This is a genomic window from Actinomyces oris (assembly GCF_001937665.1).
In the GTDB taxonomy this organism is placed as follows: domain Bacteria; phylum Actinomycetota; class Actinomycetes; order Actinomycetales; family Actinomycetaceae; genus Actinomyces; species Actinomyces stomatis.
Genome location: NZ_MSKL01000015.1, coordinates 24,531 through 30,738, shown reverse-complemented (window position 1 = coordinate 30,738; position 6,208 = coordinate 24,531). Strand labels below are relative to the sequence as shown.

Here is a 6,208-nt window from a genome sequence, read left to right as displayed (position 1 = left end):
CTCCGGTGTGGGCTCCGGCGTCGGGGACGGCGAGGGCTCAGGGGTGTAGGCGTTCGTGAAGGTCACAAGCACCGCCTTCTCCTTCTCACTGATGGTCACTTCCTGGGAGGCGGGCGCCTCCAGGGTGTACCCCTTCACCTGAGCGGACTGAGCGTCCTCTGCGATGGTGCACTTGGTACCCACGGGCAGCTCGGGTCCGGAGGCCACCGATCCGTCGGCCTTGACCTTCAGCGTGCCCTTGACGTTGTTGTCGCAGGTGTAGGAGAAGGCGAACTCGTTGTCCACCGACTCAAGACCGGTGACGACCTTAGTCACCGAGAAGGTGCCCATGTCGCGGGCGTACGTGTTGGTCATCGTCACCGCGGCCGTCTGGTCCTTGGTGATCGTCACGGTCTGCGCTGCCGGGGCGGTCAGCGTGTAGCCGTCCTGACCGGCCTTGGCGCTGTTCTCGGTGATGGTGCAGGTCGATCCGGCCTTGACCTTCTTGGACTTCTCCGAGGTCGCGGCTCCGGTCACCGTCAGCGACCCTTCGGTGCCGTCGGTGCAGGTGTAGGTGAAGTCGAAGGTGGACTTGCTGAAGTCACCGTCACCGGCCAGAGCCTTGGTGACCGTGAAGTCACCCTCTTCCGCAGCGGCGGGGTCGGCAGAGTTGCGCAGAGTGACGGCAGTGGACTTCTGGTCCTCAATGGTCACGCTGTTGGTGTTCTGGTCGCCTACTGCGAAGGTGTGGCTGCCCCAAGCGACACCGGCGGGAGTGGCCGAGGCCGTCGTCGTGTCCTCGTCGAGGGTCAGGACCGTCCCAACCGGGAAGGTGCCGTTGTACACGGCCTTCTCACCAACGGTGACGGTCATGGAGGTGGCACCACCAGTGCGAGCCTGGTTGACGGTCCCCGGAGCCTTCCATCCCGGGTAGGTGTCCACGGTGGCACCGCCGGGCAGGGTGTAGTTGATGCCCACCTCGAAGGTGGTGCCGGCCGGCACCTTGCCGGTCTCGGACCCGGTGAGGAGCTTGGTGATGTCCAGCCCACCAAATCCGGGCTTCATCTCAACATTGATGGTGAAGGACTTGCTGTAGTGCACCGAGTAGGTGTGCTCCAGGCCGCTCCCCACCACAGAGACTTTGTTCGTGTACTCCACGCCGGCCTGGATGACGCCGTCGGCCGTGGAGGGGGTCGAGGGGTAGTAGAGGAAGTAGTTGGTCTGCGGCGCGAAGGGGCCGGTCACGGTGATGGTGGCGGTGTTGCCCTGGATGGCGACATCGAGGTCGAAGTCGCCCTGACTGGTGTCCTGGTCGGCGCCACTGGCATCCGTGACCTGGCCGTAGAGGCTGTTCCGTCCCTGAGCGTTTCCGATCTTCAGCTTCCACTCGCTCTTATCCGGATTGTAAGCCTGTCCGGGACCGAGCTGGTCGGAGAAGGTAATGGTCGAGCGGGTCTTACCGTCCACGACCAGCGAACCGCCATTGTTCTCAAGGGCCTCCTTGACCTGGTCAGGCCCGAAGGTCACCGCCCAGTCCACCTTCTTGGAGGTGCTAGTGATGTCGGAGCCCCACTTGCTCATCCACTGCGGCTTATATGCAAGTCCGACATTCTCAGCAATCTTGCCGCCGGGCACGGGCACCTCGGTCTGCTTGCCGTTGGCATCGAACGTCACATTGGCCGAGTCACTGGCCTGAGAGGCCAGCAACAGCGCCGCCCCGTCACCCCGCAGGCCGGTGAAGCCCTGGCCGACGATGGTGTCGAGAGTGCTGTTGAAGGTGCAGGTGATGGCGTGGTCGTCCATCACGCACTCGCCGATGCTGTGCTCCGCACCCTGGTGGGAGACCTTCATCGGCTCGGAGAGGCTCTCCCGGTTGCGGAACTGCTTAGGCAGTTGGATCTGGAAGGAGTCGCCACTCTTGACTTTGGCGTTGCGGGCATCCCAGGCGAACTTCAGCTTGAGGATGTCATCGACCTTGACCGAGGTGTTGTCGGGTTCCTCGACACCGTTGGCGTTGGAGACCACGAGCGACAGGCCGGAGACGGCGATCTTCGGGTTGATGGCGGCTCGGGCCTGCGTGGGCAGGACCGTCAGGAGCGTGGCGACGAGCGCGACGAGTGCGACAAGAGCACCTACCGCGCGCCGAGGAGTACCAAGCACCCTGGGGATAGGGATGGTGGACACAGACAACCTTTCGAGAGAATTCTGAGAAGATGCTTACAATGATCTGAATCTAGACTCCCCAAGGATGAGGTTCAGTAGCGCAGGTCTCATCTGCAGTCACGAATCAGCGTCCATTAGGTCTCCGACCTGCATAAACGTGCCGCCGCGGCCGGCCTATGAGTCGCCATCACAGGCCCACGCCCGACAACCCCACCCCTGAGGAACACCCTTTTTCCCTACGTCGCAGCACCTACTCCCCGGCGCTCGGTCTTCAAGGCATCACAATGGATACAGATGCCGCGTCCGCTCCTCAGTCAGATAGTTGACTGAGATAATAGTTCCATGAGCCCCACGGTTCGGGTGGGCGAGACCTCCACCCTTATCAGCAACCTCGTCGACCAGCTCACGCAGCGGTTGGCGACCGACGACGCACCCCAACGCTTCATCGTCGGACTCACCGGCGCCCCCGGTTCGGGGAAGTCAACGATCACCGCCGACCTGGAAGGCAGGCTCAAGGAGGCCGACCTCTTCGCCGGGCTCATCGCCATGGACGGCTTCCACCTGTCCGATACCGTCCTGGACGACCTGGGGCGCCGCAACCGCAAGGGCGCCCCGGACACCTTCGACGTCGAAGGCTACCTGGCAGCCCTGGATCGGGTGCGAGCCGACGGCGCCCATCAGGTCTTCGTCCCGGTCTATCGGCGGGACCTGCACGAGTCGGTGTCGGCCGGGGGCGTCGTCTCCGGAACCGGCGTCGTCGTCACCGAGGGCAACTACCTTGCGCTCGAGACTCGCGGCTGGGGCGCAGTACGGGAGCGGATCGACCTCCTCATCCACATCGACGTGCCTGAGGAGGTGCTCGTGGTGCGGCTCATCAACCGGCACGAGGACTTCGGCAAAAACGCACTCGACGCCGGTCACTGGGTGCGCACCGTGGACCTGCCCAACGCGCGCCTCATCGCCACAAGCGTCCACCGCTGCGACGAGGTGTGGCGCGAGCCCGAGGACGAACCCGATTCCAACAACAACCTCGAATAGCGCCTTGCGATGTAAGGCAGCCACGCCCCGGATCGCATGACGTCCACGCCATCTACTGACGCAGTTCCTAAGACGGCAATGCCCCGTATTACGGCGCGGTTCACGCACATAGCTCCCCATCCAGCACGACGTCGGGGCCGAGAGGAGCCATTTCCTCTCGGCCCCGACGTCGATCATGGGCCTGCAGCCGACAGTGGCCGCCTCACAGCATGCAGGAGACGCAGCCCTCGACCTCAGTACCGGTCAGGGCGGCCTGACGCAGGCGGATGTAGTAGAGGGTCTTGATGCCCTTACGCCAGGCGTAGATCTGGGCGCGGTTGACGTCGCGGGTGGTGGCCGTGTCCGGGAAGAACAGCGTGAGACTCAGCCCCTGGTCCACGTGCTGGGTGGCCGCGGCGTAGGTGTCGATGATCTTCTCCGGGCCGATCTCGTAGGCGTCCCGGTAGTACTCGAGGTTGTCATTCGTCATGAAGGGCGCCGGGTAGTAGACGCGGCCGATCTTGCCCTCCTTGCGGATCTCCACCTTGGCCACGATCGGATGGATCGAGGAGGTGGAGTTGTTGATGTAGGAGATCGAACCGGTGGGCGGCACGGCCTGCAGGTTGCGGTTGTACAGACCGCCCTTCTTGATCTTGTCGGCCAGCTCGGCCCAGTCCTCACGTGTGGGCACGTGCACGTTGGAGGCCGCGAAGATCTCCTTGACGCGCTCGGTGACCGGCACGAAGTCCTGGGTCACGTACTTCTCGAAGAACTCGCCGCTGGCGTAGGTCGAATCCTCGAAGCCCACGAAACTCTCCCCACGCTCCACGGCCATCTCGTTCGACGCCGTCAGGGCGGCGAACAGGACGCTGGCGAAGTAGACGTTGGTGAAGTCCAGGCCCTCCTCGGAGCCGTAGTGGATGCGCTCGCGCGCCAGGAAGCCGTGGAGGTTCATCTGCCCCAGACCGATGGCGTGCGACTCGTGGTTGCCCCGGTCGATGGAGGGCACGCTGGGCAGGTGGGTCTGGTCGCTGACGGCGGTCAGGCCGCGCACGGCGGTACGGATCGTGCGGGCGAAGTCCGGGGAGTCCATCGTCTTGGCGATGTTGAGGCTGCCCAGGTTGCAGGAGATGTCCTTGCCCACGTGGGCGAAGGTGAGGTCCTCGTTGAGCTCGCTGGGCTCGGAGACCTGAAGGATCTCGGAGCACAGGTTGGACATGACGACCTTGCCCTTGATGGGGTTGGCCCTGTTGACCGTGTCCTCGAACATGACATACGGGTAGCCGGACTCGAACTGGATCTCGGCCAGGGTCTGGAAGAAGGTGCGGGCGTTGATCTTCTTCTTCTTGATGCGCCCGTCGTCCACCATCTCGCGGTACTTCTCGGTGACGTTGATGTCCGCGAAAGGCATGCCGTAGACGCGCTCGACGTCGTAGGGACTGAAGAGGTACATGTCCTCGTTGTTGCGGGCCAGCTCGAAGGTGATGTCCGGGATGACGACGCCCAGCGAGAGGGTCTTGATGCGGATCTTCTCGTCGGCGTTCTCACGCTTGGTGTCCAGGAACCGCATGATGTCGGGGTGGTGGGCGTGCAGGTACACGGCCCCCGCGCCCTGGCGGGCCCCGAGCTGGTTGGCGTAGGAGAAGGAGTCCTCCAGCAGCTTCATGACGGGGATGACGCCGCTGGACTGGTTCTCGATGCGCTTGATGGGGGCGCCCATCTCCCGCAGGTTGCTCAGCAGGAGGGCCACTCCTCCACCGCGCTTGGACAGCTGGAGGGCCGAGTTGATGCCGCGGGCGATCGACTCCATGTTGTCCTCGATGCGCACGAGGAAGCAGGAGACGGGCTCGCCACGCTGGGCCTTGCCCTCGTTGAGGAAGGTGGGGGTGGCCGGCTGAAAGCGGCCGGACATCATCTCGTCGATGAGGTCGAGGGCCAGCTGCTCATCGCCGTCGGCCAGGGTGAGGGCCACCATGGTGACGCGGTCCTCGAAGCGCTCCAGGTAGCGCTTCCCGTCGAAGGTCTTGAGCGTGTAGGACGTGTAGTACTTGAAGGCGCCCAGGAAGGTCTCGAAGCGGAACTTGTGGGCGTAGGCGGCCTTGAAGGCGGTCTTGACGAACTCCGGGGAGTACTTGTCCAGGATGTGGCCCTCGTAGTAGCCCTCCTCGACCAGGTACTCGAGCTTCTCCTCCAGGTCGTGGAAGAAGACCGTGTTCTGGTTGACGTGCTGGAGGAAGTACTGCCGAGCCGCCTCATGGTCGGCGTCGAATTGGATCTTGCCGTTCGCGTCGTAGAGGTTCAGCTTCGCGTTGAGCGCGTGGTAGTCCAGATCCGGGGAGGACACGGTCTCTGAGCCGGTGTCCGTCAGCGTGTCTGCCAAAAGTCTTCCAATCCTTCTTTGACGCGTGCGACGTCCGTGGGAGTGCCGAGCAGCTCGTAGCGGTACAGGAACGGCACCCCCAGCTTGCTGGCGATGATGTCACCCGCCAGGCAGTAGGCCTGGCCGAAGTTGGTGTTGCCCGAGGCGATGACGCCCCGGCACAGGGCCCGGTTGTCCGGGTTGTTGAGGAAGGCGATGACCTGCTTGGGCACCGCCCCCTTGACGGAGCCGCCACCGTAGGTGGGCACGACCAGGACGTACTCCTCGTCCACGGTCAGGGGCGGCTCCGTGCGCCTCAGAGGGATGCGCGCCGTCGGGAAGCCGAGCTTGCCCACGAATCGGTGCGTGTTCTCCGAGGTGGAGGAGAAGTAGACCAGCAGGGGCCTGTTACTCACAGTGCGCCCCCGCGGTCTCAGACCGCGACGGACTCGACGGCCAGGGCGAGGGTCTTGATCTTGTCCGGACGGAAACCGGACCAGTGGTCCTCTCCGGCGACGACGACGGGAGCCTGGGCGTACCCCAGGGACTTGACCTGCTCGAGGGCCTGGGCGTCCACGGAGATGTCCACCGTCTCGTAGGACAGGCCGGCCTTGTCCATAGCGCGGTAGGTGGCCGTGCACTGGACGCAGTTGGGCTTGCTGTAGATGGTGATCGCCATGTCCGTCTCTT

5 protein-coding genes are annotated in these 6,208 nt (G+C 64.0%); 1 reads left to right on the top strand and 4 read right to left on the bottom strand.

Annotated elements, in window-relative coordinates; translation table 11 throughout:
- On the bottom strand, window positions 1-2,163 hold a 2,163-nt coding region (locus tag BKH28_RS06900; protein ID WP_075418104.1), incomplete at its 3' end, for a DUF5979 domain-containing protein.
- A 321-nt stretch (window positions 2,164-2,484) separates the two neighbouring features.
- Here BKH28_RS06900 and BKH28_RS06895 point away from each other — a divergent pair.
- The gene (locus tag BKH28_RS06895) at window positions 2,485-3,180 is read left to right on the top strand and encodes an NB-ARC domain-containing protein (protein WP_075418103.1); all 696 of its coding nucleotides are present in this window, start codon (window positions 2,485-2,487) and stop codon (window positions 3,178-3,180) included.
- 202 nt (window positions 3,181-3,382) lie between these two features.
- Here BKH28_RS06895 and nrdE read toward each other — a convergent pair whose 3' ends face one another.
- The 3 genes from nrdE to nrdH are packed head-to-tail and all read right to left on the bottom strand — an operon-like array spanning window position 3,383 to window position 6,197.
- A complete protein-coding gene (nrdE, locus tag BKH28_RS06890) occupies window positions 3,383-5,539 on the bottom strand; it encodes a class 1b ribonucleoside-diphosphate reductase subunit alpha (RefSeq protein WP_075418102.1) in 2,157 nt (718 codons plus the stop codon).
- Window positions 5,524-5,934 (bottom strand): class Ib ribonucleoside-diphosphate reductase assembly flavoprotein NrdI, encoded by a 411-nt coding sequence (gene nrdI, locus BKH28_RS06885; RefSeq protein ID WP_075418101.1) that lies wholly within the window; start codon window positions 5,932-5,934, stop codon window positions 5,524-5,526. Before nrdI ends, nrdE begins: the two co-directional genes overlap by 16 nt.
- 17 nt (window positions 5,935-5,951) lie before the next feature.
- A complete protein-coding gene (gene nrdH / locus BKH28_RS06880) occupies window positions 5,952-6,197 on the bottom strand; it encodes a glutaredoxin-like protein NrdH (RefSeq protein WP_075418100.1) in 246 nt (81 codons plus the stop codon).
- Between the last annotated feature and the right edge of the window lie 11 nt (window positions 6,198-6,208).

Coding starts and splice junctions, on each gene's coding strand:
- BKH28_RS06895 (WP_075418103.1), top strand. CDS start 2,485: ATGAGCCCCACGGTTCGGGTGGGCGAGACCTCCACCCTTATCAGCAAC.
- nrdH (WP_075418100.1), bottom strand. CDS start 6,197: ATGGCGATCACCATCTACAGCAAGCCCAACTGCGTCCAGTGCACGGCC.